This window comes from Opitutia bacterium (genome assembly GCA_016217545.1).
Taxonomy (GTDB): domain Bacteria; phylum Verrucomicrobiota; class Verrucomicrobiia; order Opitutales; family Opitutaceae; genus Didemnitutus.
Genome location: JACRHT010000016.1, coordinates 714,805 through 728,484 on the forward strand (window position 1 = coordinate 714,805; position 13,680 = coordinate 728,484).

General features: G+C 65.6%; 10 protein-coding genes and 1 tRNA gene. 3 read left to right on the forward strand and 8 right to left on the reverse strand.

The window, feature by feature from the left end:
* The first annotated feature begins 2 nt into the window (after positions 1 to 2).
* Together HZA32_15320 and HZA32_15325 are read left to right on the forward strand one after the other, a co-directional pair.
* Entirely contained in the window at positions 3 to 1,379 is a 1,377-nt protein-coding gene (locus HZA32_15320) for an MFS transporter (protein ID MBI5425449.1), read from the forward strand.
* A gap of 67 nt (positions 1,380 to 1,446) precedes the next feature.
* On the forward strand, positions 1,447 to 2,853 hold the full coding sequence (locus HZA32_15325) for a PAS domain S-box protein (protein ID MBI5425450.1): 1,407 nt from the start codon (positions 1,447 to 1,449) through the stop codon (positions 2,851 to 2,853).
* 44 nt (positions 2,854 to 2,897) lie between these two features.
* On the opposite strand, the gene HZA32_15330 is transcribed toward HZA32_15325, so the two are convergent.
* Positions 2,898 to 2,972: transfer RNA gene (locus HZA32_15330), tRNA-Cys, on the reverse strand.
* A gap of 264 nt (positions 2,973 to 3,236) precedes the next feature.
* Between HZA32_15330 and HZA32_15335 the strand changes: the two genes are divergently transcribed.
* Positions 3,237 to 4,979: an HDOD domain-containing protein gene (locus HZA32_15335; protein ID MBI5425451.1), complete on the forward strand. Its 1,743-nt coding sequence runs from the start codon at positions 3,237 to 3,239 to the stop codon at positions 4,977 to 4,979.
* Positions 4,980 to 5,091: 112 nt separating this feature from the next.
* Here HZA32_15335 and HZA32_15340 read toward each other — a convergent pair whose 3' ends face one another.
* From HZA32_15340 to HZA32_15370, 7 genes are all read right to left on the reverse strand, one after another.
* A complete protein-coding gene (locus tag HZA32_15340; protein MBI5425452.1) occupies positions 5,092 to 5,460 on the reverse strand; it encodes a Dabb family protein in 369 nt (122 codons plus the stop codon).
* Between the two features lie 352 nt (positions 5,461 to 5,812).
* On the reverse strand, positions 5,813 to 6,883 hold the full coding sequence (locus HZA32_15345; GenBank protein MBI5425453.1) for an alginate lyase family protein: 1,071 nt from the start codon (positions 6,881 to 6,883) through the stop codon (positions 5,813 to 5,815).
* A 40-nt stretch (positions 6,884 to 6,923) separates the two neighbouring features.
* Positions 6,924 to 8,342, reverse strand: coding sequence for a glucuronate isomerase (gene uxaC, locus HZA32_15350; protein MBI5425454.1), 1,419 nt, complete (start codon positions 8,340 to 8,342; stop codon positions 6,924 to 6,926).
* A gap of 99 nt (positions 8,343 to 8,441) precedes the next feature.
* Positions 8,442 to 10,259, reverse strand: a complete 1,818-nt coding sequence (locus tag HZA32_15355; protein ID MBI5425455.1) for a hypothetical protein — start codon at positions 10,257 to 10,259, stop codon at positions 8,442 to 8,444.
* Between the two features lie 107 nt (positions 10,260 to 10,366).
* Positions 10,367 to 11,155 (reverse strand): SDR family oxidoreductase, encoded by a 789-nt coding sequence (locus HZA32_15360; GenBank protein ID MBI5425456.1) that lies wholly within the window; start codon positions 11,153 to 11,155, stop codon positions 10,367 to 10,369.
* Between the two features lie 43 nt (positions 11,156 to 11,198).
* Complete coding sequence (gene pelA / locus HZA32_15365) at positions 11,199 to 12,251, reverse strand: pectate lyase (protein MBI5425457.1); 1,053 nt, start codon at positions 12,249 to 12,251, stop codon at positions 11,199 to 11,201.
* A complete protein-coding gene (locus tag HZA32_15370) occupies positions 12,252 to 13,667 on the reverse strand; it encodes an MFS transporter (GenBank protein ID MBI5425458.1) in 1,416 nt (471 codons plus the stop codon).
* Positions 13,668 to 13,680 lie beyond the last annotated feature (13 nt).

Sequence of the window (13,680 nt, forward strand, 5' to 3'; positions counted from 1 at the left end):
CCATGACCGAGCCGCTCCGCGATCCCTACTCCGCCCTCCGCCACGCCGGTTACCGGAGGTTTCTGGTCGGCAATTTCCTCGCCAACGTCGGACGCCAGGCCGTCAGCGTCGCCGCCACGTGGCAAATCTACCAATGGACGCACTCCGCAACGGCGCTGGGGCTCGTCGGTCTCGTGAACGTCGTGCCGCTGCTCGTGTTCGTGCTGCCGGCCGGCGTGTGGGCCGACCGCGTCGATCGGCGGCGGATCATTTCGCGCTGTCTGCTTGGTTCAGCGGTCCTCTCGCTCGCGCTCGCCGTCGTGACCCAGCTCCACGACGCGATCCCGCCCAGCGCCGCACTCGACTCCGCCAACCACGCTCTCCGCGCGGTGGCGCTCCTGTTCGAACGCCACGCCGATCCTGCGACGCTGAACTTCACCAATCCCGCGCTGCCGATCGTCTACACGCTCCTCTTCCTGCACGCCATCGTGCGCGTCGTCGCCGGACCGGCGCGCGGAGCGATCGTGCCGCAGCTCGTGCCCGCCGCCGCGCTGAGCAACGCCGTGACGTGGAGTTCGAGCCTCTTCGAACTTTCCACCGTGATCGGTCCCGCGCTCGGCGGTGCCATCGTGGCGTTCTCGAGCTACACGTTCGTCTACGCCTTCGACGTCCTCTGCGCGCTCGCCCTCGTGTTCGCGCTCATGGGCGTGCAATTGCCGCCGCGCACCACCGACGCGCAACGCCCGGCGGCGCCCGGCATGTTCGCCGGCGCGCGATTCATCTGGCGCCACCCGCCGATTCTCGGCGCCCTCGCGCTCGACCTGTTCGCTGTGGTCCTCGGCGGAGCCATCGCGCTGCTGCCGATCTACGCGGATGAGATTCTTCACGTCGGCCCCGCCGTGCTCGGCTGGCTGCGAGCCGCGCCGTCACTCGGAGCCATCACGATGGCCTTCGTCGTCGCGCATCGCCGGCCGTTTGCGCGGCCCGGGATCGTCATGCTCTGGTCCGTCGCGGGTTTCGGCGCCGCGGTCACGCTCTTCTCGCTTTCGACTTCGCTCTGGCTCTCGCTCGTCGCGTTGTTCCTGAGCGGCGCGTTCGACAACGTCAGCGTCGTGATCCGCCACTCCGTCGTGCAACTCCTGACGCCGGACGCGCTGCGCGGCCGCGTGACGTCCGTGAACCAATTGTTCATCGGCTGCTCGAACGAGATTTCCGCTCTCCGCGCCGGACTGATGGCCGCCCTGTTCGGACCGGTTCTCGCCGGGTCGGCCGGTGGCGCGGGCACCATCGCGGTCACGATTGCCGCCGCGCTGATCTGGCCCGCGTTGCGCGTGCTGCCTCCGCTCGCGCAACTCGCGCCCTCCTCCGCCGAAACTCCAAGCGCCAAGAAAAACAATTAGACACCAGCGCGCCGTTCCCGCTAGCTTGGCCGCGCACCCCCGCATGCAACAGCAGCGCAAGTCATGGATGGTTCTCAGTTTGGTCATTGCCCTGATTTCGGCGCTCGCCGGGATCATCCTGCAAGATGACCTGCGGGAAAAACTCGGGACGAACTACTACGTCCTGTCCCTCGCCATCATCGGGTGCGTGCTGCTCGTGCTGAGCGGCTACCTGTGGGATCGCACGATGGTCACGCGGTTGCGCGCGCTCGGCTCGCAGGCGAAGGCGATCCAGCCGGATGCCGCCATCGATGAGCCGACGAAGGAGGACGAGGTCGGTCACGATGAAATCATCGGCCTCGCCCGTCAGATCGAGCGTATGGCGCGCTCGCTCCAGCGCGTGGAGGCGAGCTACCGCGGCATCGTCGAGGATCAGTTCGACCTCATCTGCCGCTACAAACCCGACGGCACGCTCACCTTCGTCAACGGCGCCTACTGCCGCTTCTACGGCCGCAAACGCAGCGAGTTGATCGGCCAGCCCTTCGCGGGCATGGCCACGAGCAGCAAAATCCCCTGGAACAGCGATCCCGCCATCCAAACCTACGAGCAGGAGATCAAGGGCGCGACCAGCACCACGTGGCTGCAGTGGATCGTGCGCGAGATCTACGACAACGATCACCGCATCGTCGAATATCAGGCCGTCGCGCACGACATCACCGCCCGCAAGATGGCCGAGGTCGCACTGCTCCGCGCCAAGGACGCCGCCGAAGCCGCCAACCGCGCCAAGGGCGAGTTCCTCGCCATCGTCAGCCACGAGATCCGCAACCCCATCAGCGGCGTCATCGGCTTTGCCAATCTCCTCGACGGCGCGAACCTCACCGCCGAACAACGCGAATACGTCACGCTGATCCGCAACAGCGGCGACTCGCTGCTCTTCCTCATCAACGACATTCTCGACTTCTCCAAGATCGAAGCCGGCAAGATCGAGTTGGAGAACGAGCCGTTTTCGCCCCGCACCTGCATCGAGGAAGTCGTCGCGTTCTTCCGCCCGAAAGCCGCCGCCGCCTCGCTCGGCCTCGAGACCCGCGTCGCGCCCGACGTGCCCGCCATCGTCAGCGGCGACGTCTACCGCCTGCGCCAGATTCTGATCAATCTGGTGGGCAACGCCGTGAAGTTCACCAAGCGCGGCGGAGTGACCATCCAGCTCGAAGCCGTCGCGCCCGACGACCTTTCCGACACCTTGCTGCTGCGCTTCACGATCCACGACACCGGCATCGGCATTTCGGCCGAACAAGCCGCCCGCCTCTTCAAGGCCTACGCCCAAGCCGACGCGGGCACCGCGCGGCGCTACGGCGGCACCGGGCTCGGCCTCATCATCTGCAAACGCCTCACCGAGCTGATGGGCGGCACCATCTGGGTCGAAAGCACGCCGAACCTCGGTTCGAAATTCTTCTTCGTGGTCCGGGTTAAACAACCCGTGCCGGCGAGCGTCTGAGCCACTGCCCGCCGCTCAAACTCTTCGGGATCAACGATCCAGAGTGGAGGTGCGGGGCGGAATCGAACCGCCGAATAGAGCTTTTGCAGAGCTCGGCCTTACCACTTGGCTACCGCACCGGAGCAAAATCGGCCGGCAACTTGGGCCATCTCCCGGACGTGCGCAAGAACTGAAATTCGGACCCGCATTTTCCCGGGCGGACCTACCTTTCGAAGCCGTCAGCGGACCGATAATCCGCACAACACCTTGCCTCGCGCCCTAGATGGAGCCCGGCCGGCGTCCGCGGGAGGAATCGCCTCAATTTCGCTCCCAACGAGCCGATTGGGACGGCATCGTTGAGGCGCTCGCTCGCCGAGCGCCTCCGCGTTTCCCTCCTGTCCCCAATGGCCAACGTCCTACTGGTCGACCCTAACGACGTGGCGAGAAAAGCCATGCAAGGCATTCTCGCCCGGGGAGGCCATCGCTTCGCGGCGGCGAACAGCATCCCGGAAGCGTTCGCCCTCCTGCGCCGCAACGTGCGCGTGGACCTGATCTTCGCGGAATTGCGGCTCAAAGGCGACGGCGGCCTCGCCCTCGTGCGCCAGCTCAAAGCCGACCGCCTGCTCAGTTCGCTGCCCGTGGTGATCTACACGGAGCACCCCGACCGGGACAGCGTGAAGCGCGCCATCGAGCTGCACGTCCAGAATTTCCTCATCAAACCCTATAACGACGACGACATCTTCAAGGAGATCGAGAAAGCCGTCGCCACACCGTGGCGCGCCTCGCACTTCGAGGAGGAAAAGGCCTTCTGCCGACTCGTCGGTATCACGCCGGCCGAGCTTGGCCAAAAGCTGGCCGCGCTGCGCGACGCCGTGCCGCTCATCCGCACCGAGGTGGAAAGAGGCACGGCCTTGCGCGACCACCACATCGTCGCCGCGGCCGTGCAAGCGCTCCGCGAGCAAGGCGAGGCCGCGGGCGCGTGGGGACTCGTTGAGGTGCTGAACCAGCTCACGGATCACACCTCAGCCGGGCAATGGCTGCCGGTCCAAGCGGATCTGGCGCAGATCGAATTCGCCGGCGAACTCATCTCGCACTGGATCGACGCCCGCCGGCTCTGCCCTGACTTCATCGCGGGGGAGGAACCCACGCCCACCAATCCAGCGCTCGAACGCGAACGCCGCGCCTGGCTCGCCGCCCCAGGTGAAGGCCGCTGTCCGGTCGTGGACTGGACTCAATTGGTCCGCGAAGCCCTCGCGCTGCCCGGCGCGCCGGTGATCGATTCCGCCGTGGCCGGTTTCCAGATGATCGCGAACGGCCATCCATCGTGCATCAATCCGCTGATGGACCTCGTCGCGCGCGATCCGGGCCTGACGGCGCAGATGCTGGTCGCCGCCAACCGCGCGCATCCCTCAGCCGAGGAATTCAATCGCATCGAGGATGCCCGCCTCGCCATCGGCCAGCTCGGAGAGATGCGTCTGCAGGAGGAGGCGCGCCGGCTGGTCGTGATCGACAGCCGCACTTTTAGCCTGGAGCCCGCGCTGAGTTGGGCGAGCTATTGGACATTCCAGCGCGCCGTGGCGCGCGTCGCTCAGCTGCTCTGCAAGGAACTCGAATTCTACAGCCTCGAAGCCACCGCGCGCACCGCCGGGCAGATGCACGACCTCGGCCTCATGCTGCTGGCTCGCCTCCGCCCCGCCGGATTTCAAGCGGTGCTCGAACACGCCCGCATCCATCGCCAGCCGCTGCGCGAAGTGGAGAAACTCTTCCTCGGCGGAACCACGCCGCAGCTCGCCACCGCGTTCGCGGAGCAGTTCGGCCTCTCGCGCCGCTTCAAGAACGTCCTGCGCTGGATCGAACATCCCGCCGAGGCGCGCGAGGACCAGCCGCTCGTGGCGATCATCTCGCTGTCGCGCCATCTGTGCCGCTGGAACGAGGTCGGCACGTCCGGCGACCCGCTGCCGGAATCGATGCCTGCCTTGGAGCAAACGGAGGAGTGGACGATCCTGCGCGAGGGCCTCTATCCGAGCTTCAACTTCCAGAAGTTCGAACAAAAGGTGCACTCTCACTGTGAGCAGCTGCGCGCGGAACTCTCCGGGCATGAGTCGGGCACGGTCCGCGAGCTGATTTCCGCCGACAACACGCGCTAACCGCAGTCCGCGCGACCCAACGCGAGCGCCCTCTCGAGCGGCGAAAAAGAAAAACGGAGCAACCGTGTCCGGCTGCTCCGTCAATAGATCGGAAGAACGCGAAGACCGACGCTCAGTTCGTCACGTCGAACGTCGTGCTGTGGTCGCGGATCGGCAGGTAGACCTTATACCACGCTTCTTGGGCGGGGCTCTTCGTGTAGTTCTTCAGCGCGTCGGCGTCCTTGAACTCCATCGCGATCACGTGGGTGCGCTCGCCCTGCTGTTTCAGGGTCTTCGTCCAAACGTGCAACACACCCGGATAGGCTGCCGGGATGGCCTGCGCGCCATCGAGAGCGGCTTGGATCTGTTCGGGAGTGGTGCCGGCTTTCCACGTCACGGTGACGACGTGAAGAACGGTCTTCGGGGCGGAGTCGGCAGCAAAGGCGGCGGATGCGAAGAGGCAGGCCGCGCCAGCGAGAAGGACAGTGAGGAATTTCTTCATAGGGTAAGGGAAACGTGCGCGGTTCGCCTCGCCGCGCAAGCCCGCTTCGACGAAACCCACCGTTCGCCAGTATCACGCGACTCAGAGCGAAAGCCGCGCCTCCCTCCCCACATCCACCGCGAACTCCGCTTCACGCGCCTCGTTACGCGAGTCGCCACACATCTCCAGGCTCAATCTGACAGACAACGTCCTGACGACTCACACCTAGAGCGCGCCTTCAAATTGTCACTGCAAGGAGTCCCGCCGAGCAGGACGACGAAGCCACCGAGCGAAGCGACAGCATGACATCCAACTGGATCGCCACGGCCCGCTCTGCGGGCCTCGCGATGACAAGGCATTTTGAAGACGCACCTCAGGGCTTTTCCAATTCAGCCGCGAGAGCGAACACCTCATCGAGGAAGCCGGGTTTGAACTTCTCGAGCTGGCTGTGCGGCCACTTGGACGGATCCGCGTTGTAGGGCGCGATGTAGGCGAGTCCCTTTTTGAGACTCGCACCGCTCGGCGCCTCGTAACGCCAGAGGTCGATGCCCACCGAGCGCGCCAAGCGCGCGAGCGTGAGCTGCGCCTCGAGATTGAAGCGGCTGTAGCCGAGCGCATCCTGCCGCGCGAGTTCCTCGGGCTGGCTGCCGTCGGGCTTGAACTGCGCGGCGATGCGCGCCTTGTTCTCTTCGAAAATCCGTCGCGCGTCGTCCTCCCGGCCGAGGTAGAGCGCGATGCCAGCGGCTTGGACGAGGAACCACGTGCCATGGTTGTTCTCGGCGGCGTGCTCCTTGCGGGCGTTCTTCGCGGTCTGCAGCCAGCGATAGTAGTCCTCGAACCACGCGCGCACCGCGCGCGATTCATCGGCGGTGAGCGCGGGAGAGCCGGCGAGCAAACGCACCGCATCGGCGGCCCACGCGAGCTGCCGGCCGTCGAGGATGCCAGAAGAGCTGCCGCGATTGCCGTCGTGGCCCAGGCGGACCTGCGCGTAGTCGAGAGAGGGATTCATGCGCGTGGCCGGCGTGGCGAACCAGGCGCGCAACCATTCGCCAGCGCGCCGGGCGGCGGCTTCGTCGTGGTTCCTCGACCAAGCGAGCGCGAGCGTCGACACCGCGCCGGTGAATTTCCACAGGCGATTGTTGTCGCCTGCTTCCACGCGCTCGCGGTTGTGGTGACCGTCGTGGCGCACGTAGGGCAACCCGTCGGGCTTCGCGGGATCCGGCCACCAGTAACGCGCATAGCTGACGTAGTCGTGCGCGTCGCCGGTGGGCGACGGCGTCGGCTTGTCGACGATGGTGCGGATCGGCAGCTCGAGTGCCTTTTTGACTTCCGCACTGAAGGCCGCGTCGGAGCGACGATCGAGATCGACCAGGAGCGGACGAACGGGTTGCGCGAACGCAAAGAGAGGTGCCGCCACAGCGGCGGCGAGGCACAGCAATTTCATTGGGGAAAAAGACGGCGCGCGAGGCCGCGCGGTCACGCGCTCAGGCGCGAAAAGCGGGATCGAGTTCGAGGCGGAAGTAGCCGCGAGCGTTGGCGAAGCAGATGTTCTTCACCATGCCGCCGACGAGCTCGCGATCCGCGGGGATTTCGCCACGCTCGACCATGCCGCCGAGCAGATTGCAGAGCACGCGGCGGAAATACTCGTGACGCGTGTAGCTGAGGAACGAGCGCGAGTCCGTGAGCATGCCGACGAAGCGGCTGAGCAGACCGAGGTTCATGAGCGCGTTCATCTGCCACTCCATCGCTTCCTTCTGGTCGAGGAACCACCAGCCGGAACCGAACTGCATCTTACCGGCGACGGAGCCGTCCTGGAAATTGCCGATCATCGTCGCGAAGACGTAATTGTCGGCCGGGTTCAGGTTGTAGAGGACGGTGCGCGGCAGCTCGCCGGTGGAATCGAGCGCGTCGAGGTAGCGGCTGAGCGCGCGCGCTTGCGGGAAGTCGCCGATGCTGTCGAAACCCGTGTCGGGCCCGAGTTGCTTGAGGAGGCGGGTGTTGTTGTTGCGCAGCGCGCCGAGGTGCAGCTGCTTCGTCCAGCCCTTCGCGGCGTCCCAGCGGCCGAACTCGAGCATGAGGAACGAGCCGAACTTCGCCCACTCTTCCGGCGTCGCGGCGCGACCGGCGCGCGCGGCGTCGAAAATCGATTTCGCCTCGGCAAGCGTGCACGGCTCGGCGAGCGCCTGCTCCATGCCGTGGTCCGAGAGGCGGCCACCGACGGCGTGGAAGTCGTCATGGCGCTTCTTCAGCGCGGCCAGCAGATCGTCGAAGGTTTTGACCGGCATGCCGGCGGCGCCACCAAGGCGTTCGAGCCACGCGTTGTAGGCCGCGGGCGCGTTCACGCCGAGCGCCTTGTCGGGGCGGAAGGTCGGATAGACGCGCGTCTTGAGGCCGAGCTGCTTGATGCGCTCGTGGTCGGCGAGCGAGTCGGCGGGATCGTCGGTCGTGCAGATGACGGCGACCTTGTTAGCGGCGAGGATGTCGTGCACGCGCATGCTCGCGAGTTTGGCGTTCGCAGCCTGCCAGATGGCGTCGGCGCTCTTCGGGTTGATGATCTCGTCGATGCCGAAGTAGCGCTTCAGCTCGAGATGCGACCAGTGGTAGAGCGGATTGCCCAGCGTGTGCGGGACGGCGGCGCACCACGCATCGAACTTCTCGCGCGGTGTCGCATCGCCGGTGCAGACGCGTTCCTGCACGCCGTTGGTGCGCATGGCGCGCCACTTGTAGTGGTCGCCGCCCAGCCAGATCTCGGAGAGATCGGCGAACGAGTGGTTGTCCGCGATCAGCTTCTGTGACAGGTGGCAGTGATAATCAAAAATCGGCTCGTCCTTGGCGAACGCGTGGTAGAGGTCGCGCGCGGTCGCGGTTTGCAGAAGAAAGTCGTCGTGAATGAACGGTTTCATGGGAAAAGTTTCTCAACCACGAATAGACACGAATTAACACGAATAGAACGCGCCCGCGTCTGATTCGTGTCCATTGGTGTTCATTCGTGGTTTCCTCCGTCAGCGGCTGATGTCGTTCAGCATCGCGTCCAGCGTCGTGTAGCTCGCGAGCAGTTTCGCGGCGGCGGCACAGCGTTCCGGCGAGGCGAGTCCGGTGTTTTCAGCGAGGAACAGAATGTAGGCGGCGATGCGCTTCGAGAACAGCAGGCGCGCCTCGGGGCTGATGGCGTAGAACCGCGCGCGCTGGCGGTAGCCGGCGGGCGTGTGGTCGCCGAGCGCGGCCTTCTCGGGTTTTCCGTCGGCGGCGAGCACGTAGAGGAAGTTGTATTCGAAAAACGTCATGTGCTCCGCGGACGGCGGCAGCGCGGCGAGCGCGGCGCGGCAAGTGGCGGGCGAAGCGAAGACGTCGACGGACTTGCCGCAGGCCGCGAGCGAAGTCGTGACGAACACACGGGCCATCTTCTGCTCCGTGGGATCGGCGCTGAACGCTCCGGCGACGGCCATGTCGACCGTGAATTGATACCATTCCTGCCAGAGCGCCGCGTCGGCGGCGTTCTTCGACTGCGAGAGCGCGACGCCCATTTCATAGGTGTAGCGGCCGGAGGTCTTGATCTCCAGATGACTGCCGGTGACGCGGCCCATGACTTGGTAGTTCTCTGCGGACTTGCCGGAGCCGGAGTGGAACCCGATCGAGACGCCGAACTTCCGGCAGACGTTCCACTGTGCCTCGATGAGCTTCGTGAGCGCGGCATTGTCGGGATACGGCGTGTTCTTCTGGAAGCCGAAAGCGGGGGCGACGAAGTTCACCGGCATGCCGAGCACTTCGCAGAGCGCGAGCATGATGGCCGTGGTTTCCGGCGTGGTGAGGCCGGGCAGCTCGTCGATCGAGAGTTCGCGGAGATACTTGCGGCCGACGTCGGTGGTGAACGCGGCGGCACGCGCGGCGGCGTATTTCTCGTCGCGGCGTTTCATCTTCTGCATCGGCGTCCAGACGGTCGCGAGGAGCGCGGTGAACGCGGCGTCATCGAGCTTCAGGCCGGCGGCGGCGACGCGCGCGCGGGTCTTCGCGACGATGTCGGCGGGGATCTGCGTGGCGTCGGCTTTCTGGTTGAGCGCGAGTTCGGGCGAGAGGTCGAAGGTGATGTAGCTGGCGAGCAGGCAGCCTTTGACGAGCGCGTCTTCGCGGACGTCGAACTTGCCACCGATGGGCTGGTGGTCGGCGTTGAACGACCACGCGACGCGACGGCGATGGAAACCGGTCTTGAGCTTCGAGAGGACGGAGCCGTGGCTCATACCCTCGACGCTCTGGCCTTGGTGCCCTTCGGGGACGTTGGTGCCGATGAAGGGGAACGGCACGGTATCGAGCCGGCCTTCGAGCATGGCGTCGACATCGTAGACGAGTTCGCGCGGGATCGAGTTTTGGTTCGCGGTGAGGCCGATTTCGAGGGCGCTCATCGCCCACTCCACCGCCGGCCAGTGCAGCGTCGTGAAACGCGCGCCGATGCCGAGCGTGCTCTGACCGAGCTTAGCGCCGGCCGTCGGGAAGATCGTCGAACCCGCGTCGTGCTCCTGGATGAGATTCTTGAGCGTGAGGAGATTCGCGAATGTCGCGGGGAAGAACGTCGCATCGCCGATCTTAACGCCCTCAGCGAGCGGCGCGCCGGAGCCGGCGAGTTTCCAGGCGCAGTCGCCCTGCGCGTTCTCCCACAGCGTCCACGTGCCCGCGGCGGTCGCGAAGGCACTCTTGGCGTATTCGCAGGCCTTGCCGGCGCGGAGATCGGTCTGCAGCCCGGCCCAATCGAGGCAGAAGTCGGGCGACACGCACGGGTTCTGCGCGATGCGGAGATTGTTCTGGAGGAGGAACGTGTTGATGGACATGGGGGGCGGGAGTAGTGAGTAGCGGGTAGCGAGTAGGACCGAACGGAGTTTGGCAGGGGTGGCTTTCGCGAATGCTCGCTACTCACTACCCGCTACTCGCTACTGTTTCAGATCGTCATGGCGTGGTAGCCGCCGTCGACGATGAGTTCCTCGCCGGTGATGAACGAGCCGGCGGCGTCGCTGGCGAGGAGGAGCGTCGCGCCGATGAGTTCGCGGGCTTCGCCGAAGCGCTTCATCGGCGTGTGGCCCATGATGTTCGCGACGCGGTCAGGCGTGAGGACCTTGCGGTTTTGCTCGGCGGGGAAAAAGCCCGGGACGAGGACGTTGACGCGCACCTTGGCCGGAGCCCACTCGCGCGCGAGATTGAGCGTGAGGTTGTGCACAGCGCCCTTGGTGGCGGAGTAAGTGAAGACGCGCGACAGCGGCACGACGCCGGACATCGAGCCGAGGTTGATGATCGAGCCACCCTGGCCGCGATCGACGAGGTATTTGCCGAAGACCTGGCAGCCGAGGAAAACGCCCTTGAGGTTCACGCGCACGATGCGATCGAACTCCTCCTCGGTGATGTCGAAGTAAGGCGTGGCGGAGTTCACGCCCGCGCCGTTGACGACGATGTCGATGCGGCCGGAACGGCCGATCACGGCGTCGCGCAAGCCCTCGAGTTCGATCTTGCTGGTGGCTTCGGCGGCGTAGAACCACGCCTTGCCGCCGGCCGCGGCGATCTTGTCGAGACGCGCCTGGGCCTTGTCGATGTTGCGCCCGACGAGGACGACTTCGGCGCCCGCGCCGGCGAGGCCTTCGGCCATCGCGCCGCAGAGTTCGCCGGTGCCGCCGATGACGACGGCAACTTTGCCGTGCAGGCCGAAGAGGGAGGAGAGGTAGTCGTGGTGGTTCATGCGTGAAGAGGAGTGACGACCAAGCGCGAGCGTGGGGTGACGCTCAGGGCTGCAGCTTGGCCTTCCATGATCGGTAGGCCTTCAGAACGGACCGAGGTTGCTCGGAATACCAGCCGTAGCCGTTCCGGCGCTCGAGTTCGATCTCGTTGACATCGTAGTGCACGACCGAGTCACGGCCCATGAACACGGGCCGATCGGTGCCGAGTTCGTAGAACCGCGCCCAAGTGTCCGGCGCGGCGGGATCCCTTTCGGCAAAGCGCTCCATGCCCGTCGCCGTGGGCTTCTCGGTCCAGCGGATGCCGTGCACCGGAGTCTTCTCGAACCAAGCGACGGCTGCGTCGACGGCGCGGACGATTTCCGGCCACGGCCGCGGCAGGCTCATCAGAAAGTTGACGATCGTGGCGCTCTCGCGACTGGCGATGGAGGGAGGCTCGAACTTGCGGGCCCAGGCGGGCGCGAACGTCGTTTCATCGTGCTGCGCGCACCACGCGGTGAGTATCCCGTTCTGCACAATCTGGCACTTGAGAATGCAGTCGACGCCGCGCGCGACGGCAGCGCGGGCTTTCTCGCGGCGCGCGTCATCGACCCATGAAAACGGTTCACTCCCCTCGCCCACCGCGCGCAGGACCTCGAGCACGCGGACCATCGCGTCGTCGTTGAACGTGATGTGGGTGTAGTAGCCTTTGCGCAGCGGGAAATACTGCGGCCAGCCGCCATTCGGATATTGCGCGGCGAGCAGGTAATCGATGCCCCGCTCGGCCGCGGCGCGGTAGCGCGGCTCCTGCGTCGCGACGTAGGAACGGGCGAGGAATTTGATCTGCGTGGTCGTGGCGCCGTTGTCGATTGTCGCGTCGTCGTGCGCGCGCTCTTCGAGTTCCGCCCGCTCGGCGGACGTGAGCGGCTTGGCCATGTCGATGTTCTTGGGCCAGCCGCCTGACGGGTATTGGTAGAGCAGCAGGTTCTCCGCAATCGCGCGGCCCTGCTCGCCGGCGAGCCACTTCGCGTCGCGCGGCAGGCGTTCGGACCATTTCACGGACTCGACCGCGCCGAGCGGCGCGGCGAGCACGAGGCAAAGCGCGAGGAAGCGGAGCGTCATTTAGGCCTCGTCGAGTTTGACGAGTTGGAACTTCGGCACGAGCAGGTGCATGACGACCCACGCGACGATGTAGGCGGTGCCGCACACGACGAACAGGATGCCGTAGCCGACCTCGATCTTGCCGAGGGTCGTGTAGTGCGCGAGCAACAGACCCGCCGCGCGGGCGATGAGGATGCCGCCAATGCCGCCCGCCATGCCGCCGATGCCGGTGACCGACGCCACGGCGCGTTTCGGGAACATGTCGGAGACGGTCGTGAAGATGTTGGCCGACCAGGCTTGGTGCGCCGCGCAGGCGACGCCGATGGTCAGCACCGCGAGCCAGATGTCGATTTCGCCGAGACGGGAGGCGAAGAGCACGGTCAGCGGCCCGAGCGCGAAGATGAACATCGAGAGCTTGCGCGCCTTGTTCAGGTCCATGCCGCCGTTCGCGAAACGTTTCGGCAGCCAGCCGCCGAAGATCGAGCCGACTGTGGAGATCGAGTAGACGACCGCCACGGCCACGGTCCAGCTGATGAAGCCGGGCACTTCAGAGCTCGGGCCGGTGAAGCCGGGATGCGCGGCCTTGAACGCGGTGATCTTGCGCGCGTTTTCCTCGTTCAGGAACGCCGGGAGCCAGAACATGTAGAACCACCAAATCGGATCGGTGAGGAATTTGCCGAAGAAGAACGCCCACGTCTGGCGGAAGCCGAGGAGCTTGAACCAGCTGACCTTCGCGACCGGGGCACCCGCGACGGCAGCCGGGGCGTCGTCCTTGTCGCTGTGGATGTAGTCGTATTCGGCCTGGGTGAGTTGGCCGTTCTTGAGCTTCGCGGCCGGAGAGTCGTAGGTGCGATACCAGAAGAACAGCCAGAGCAGACCGACGGCGCCGGTGAGGATGAACGCCCATTCCCAACCCCACCACTCGGCGATGTAGGGCACGGTGATGGGGGCGACGATCGCACCGACGTTGGCGCCGGAGTTGTAGAGGCCGGTGGCGAGCGCGCGCTCCTTCTTCGGGAACCACTCGGCCATGGTCTTGTTGGCGGCGGGGAAATTGCCCGACTCGGTGAGACCGAGCGCGGCGCGCCAGAAACCGAAGCTCCACGTGTGGTGGCCGAAGGCGTGGCCGATGGCCGCGATGCTCCAGCCGATGAGCGAGTAGGCGTAGCCGGACTTTGTGCCGACCCAGTCGATGAACCGACCGGCGAAGATCATGCCGATCGCGTAGGTGAACTGGAAACAGATCACCACGGTCGAGTAGTTGAGCTCTTGCGCCGCCTTGTCGGCGCCGAAGACGCCGTCGGCGGAGAGGATCGGCTTGAGGAGGCCGAGCACGTTACGGTCGAGGTAGTTGACCGTGGTGGCGAAGAAAACGAGCGCGCAGATCGTCCAGCGATAGCGGCCGATCTGTTGATTAATTTCTTCAAGTCTGCTCATGGGGGTCGGGGGT

Coding starts and splice junctions, on each gene's coding strand:
- HZA32_15320 (MBI5425449.1), top strand. CDS start 3: ATGACCGAGCCGCTCCGCGATCCCTACTCCGCCCTCCGCCACGCCGGT.
- HZA32_15325 (MBI5425450.1), top strand. CDS start 1,447: ATGGTTCTCAGTTTGGTCATTGCCCTGATTTCGGCGCTCGCCGGGATC.
- HZA32_15335 (MBI5425451.1), top strand. CDS start 3,237: ATGGCCAACGTCCTACTGGTCGACCCTAACGACGTGGCGAGAAAAGCC.
- HZA32_15340 (MBI5425452.1), bottom strand. CDS start 5,460: ATGAAGAAATTCCTCACTGTCCTTCTCGCTGGCGCGGCCTGCCTCTTC.
- HZA32_15345 (MBI5425453.1), bottom strand. CDS start 6,883: ATGAAATTGCTGTGCCTCGCCGCCGCTGTGGCGGCACCTCTCTTTGCG.
- uxaC (MBI5425454.1), bottom strand. CDS start 8,342: ATGAAACCGTTCATTCACGACGACTTTCTTCTGCAAACCGCGACCGCG.
- HZA32_15355 (MBI5425455.1), bottom strand. CDS start 10,259: ATGTCCATCAACACGTTCCTCCTCCAGAACAATCTCCGCATCGCGCAG.
- HZA32_15360 (MBI5425456.1), bottom strand. CDS start 11,155: ATGAACCACCACGACTACCTCTCCTCCCTCTTCGGCCTGCACGGCAAA.
- pelA (MBI5425457.1), bottom strand. CDS start 12,251: ATGACGCTCCGCTTCCTCGCGCTTTGCCTCGTGCTCGCCGCGCCGCTC.
- HZA32_15370 (MBI5425458.1), bottom strand. CDS start 13,667: ATGAGCAGACTTGAAGAAATTAATCAACAGATCGGCCGCTATCGCTGG.